This window comes from Psychrobacillus sp. (genome assembly GCF_056205495.1).
The window spans coordinates 1-2433 of the sequence record NZ_JBAEAP010000179.1; the positions used below are offsets into that span (position 1 = coordinate 1).

At 36.8% G+C, this 2433-nt stretch carries 2 protein-coding genes; one reads left to right on the forward strand and one right to left on the reverse strand.

Annotated features, from left to right (window positions below; translation table 11 throughout):
• On the reverse strand, positions 1–1633 hold a 1633-nt coding region (locus AC06OU_RS05345), incomplete at its 3' end, for a proton-conducting transporter transmembrane domain-containing protein (protein WP_475854455.1).
• A 303-nt stretch (positions 1634–1936) separates the two neighbouring features.
• Between AC06OU_RS05345 and AC06OU_RS05350 the strand changes: the two genes are divergently transcribed.
• Positions 1937–2433 (forward strand): DUF5366 family protein (locus AC06OU_RS05350; protein WP_475854456.1); only part of this gene is annotated, 497 nt, incomplete at its 3' end.

A 2433-nucleotide genomic window follows, 5' to 3' on the forward strand; every position in this document is an offset into this window, starting at 1 on the left:
GATAGCCGACAAGGAATATTCCTAGCGTCATATATAGCGCGGGCGAATCAAATCCATGCCAAGCTTTTATTTTGAATCCTACGTCAGAAGGTAGAGCATATGCGCTCGGTTGAATAGCTGCTACCGCAGGCTTAATAAATGTATTTCCAAAGAAATTTGGGATGAAAAATATCACGATTACAAGTGTTGCTAATATTCCAGGGGAAATAAGCATACCGATAGGAGCCTCATGCGCTTTTTTCGGAAGCAACTCAGGTGTATGTTTTCCGCGGAACGTGTGTAGGACAAAGTACAAGCTGTAAACGAATGTAAAGACACTCGCAATCCAAGCAACAACTGGAATCAATATCCACCAAGTATCCATTGAATATAGACCAACATGCTGGAGTGACAGGGTCGCATCTAAAAACATTTCCTTACTCAAAAATCCATTGAATAGGGGAATTCCTGCCATAGAAAGACTACCAATCATTGCAATCGTAAAGCTAATTGGCATCAGACTCATTAGCCCTCCAAGCTTACGAATATCACGAGTGCCGGTTTCATGATCTACAATTCCAGCAATCATAAAGAGACTTCCTTTAAAGGTTGCATGATTTAGAAGGTGAAAAATAGCAGCAAATGTAGCAAATGTGTATGTCGTTACTAAATCACCTGTAACGTGATACGCAATAGAGCCAATTCCTAGTAACGACATGATTAATCCAAGCTGACTTACTGTAGAAAAAGCCAAAATTGCTTTTAAATCAGTCTGTTTAACTGCAAAGAATGATCCCCAGAATAGTGTGAGGATACCGACGCCAGTGACTAACCAAACCCAAACCTCAGAAAGAGCGAAAATAGGAGTAAGTCGTGCAACTAAATATAATCCTGCTTTTACCATAGTTGCTGAATGTAGATATGCACTGACGGGTGTTGGTGCTTCCATAGCGTCTGGAAGCCAAATATAGAAAGGGAACTGAGCAGATTTTGTAAATGCACCAAGTAATATTAATACTAAAGCCCAGACGAATAGATCATGCTCGGCAATAGTAGCTGCTTGTGAGATGAGTTCCCTAATAGAGAAAGTTTCTCCCATAATGCCTAGCAGTAAGAAGCCACCTAGCATCATCAATCCACCAAATACAGTAATCATCATAGATTTCAATGCACCAAAGCGAGAACGATCGCGAGTATACCAGTAGCCAATGAGTAAGAATGATGAAATTGAAGTTAGCTCCCAGAAAAAATAGAGCCCAATTAAGTGGTCAGATTGGACAACGCCAAGCATAGCCGTCATAAACATTAATAAGTATACGTAAAAATTTCCTAGATTCTCTTTATCCTTATCTAAATAAAAGATAGAGTAGAGAACCACGAGGGATCCTATCCCAGTTATTAATAAAGAAAATAGTAAGCTAAGGCCATCTATGTACGAGACTAATGAAATATCGAGTGATGGAATCCAAGGCATTTCTTCTGAAAAAGTTTTTCCATCCATTACTGAAGGGATATACAATGCATATAAAACTACTAAAATTAAAGGTGCGATTAGTACAAACCATCCAGTATGGATTCTTTTTGCTTTTTTATACAATAAAGGGATAAAAACAGCCAAAATAATAGGCAAGAATATTGCAAAAATCATGGACATGAGAATCCTCCTTCCAACAATATATTTATGTATATAAATAAAATTATACTCCAAATATGAAGCGTTTGCATGGCTTATTACTTCCTTCCTATATATAAGCAACCATATTTTATAAGCGTAAATAATGTGAGATAACTAAAATGGAAGAGGGGAGAAAAAATGAGATTCTTTCAGTAAATATTTGTTGTTTCTCATCTCGATTACACGTGTTTTTTATGGAAATTTAGATAGGCTCTTGCGAAAGGGGAATCCCATCCGATATCATACAAGTATCAGAATTTCCTATAGATTAGAGGAGCAACAATGAAAAACCCTTATGTGTTTGGCTTTCTTCCGTTAATTACGATCATTTTGTTTAGTTTAACCTTTTCTACCTACACTATGTTTAAAGCAATTGAATTGTTTAAGGTTATTGGTGTGTACAGTGGAATGAAAGAGTTTCTTACTGATTTTGAGATAAAGCTGTTCGTTCTAATTGTATTTGCTCTTATTTATTTCATGCTTTTTTCTGCCTTAAAATTAATTGCAGAGACTATTCATGAGCTCGGAATGTTATTCTTTTCAAAGGATTATGAGGGGAAAACGATGGCTCAGGCCCGAGGTGGCTACGTCATTTTTCTAGGTGGAGCAATTATTTCAGCTGTCGGATTTCAATCCATACAAATTCTTATGCTTGTCTTTTTAATTACAGCTTTCATCTATTTTATTTATGTTGTATTTAAGCTAAGCAACTCGATGACGCTCATTGGAACGTTGGGGCTAGTTATGTTTGAAATAATTGTGTGGAGTTTGTTCCTTGC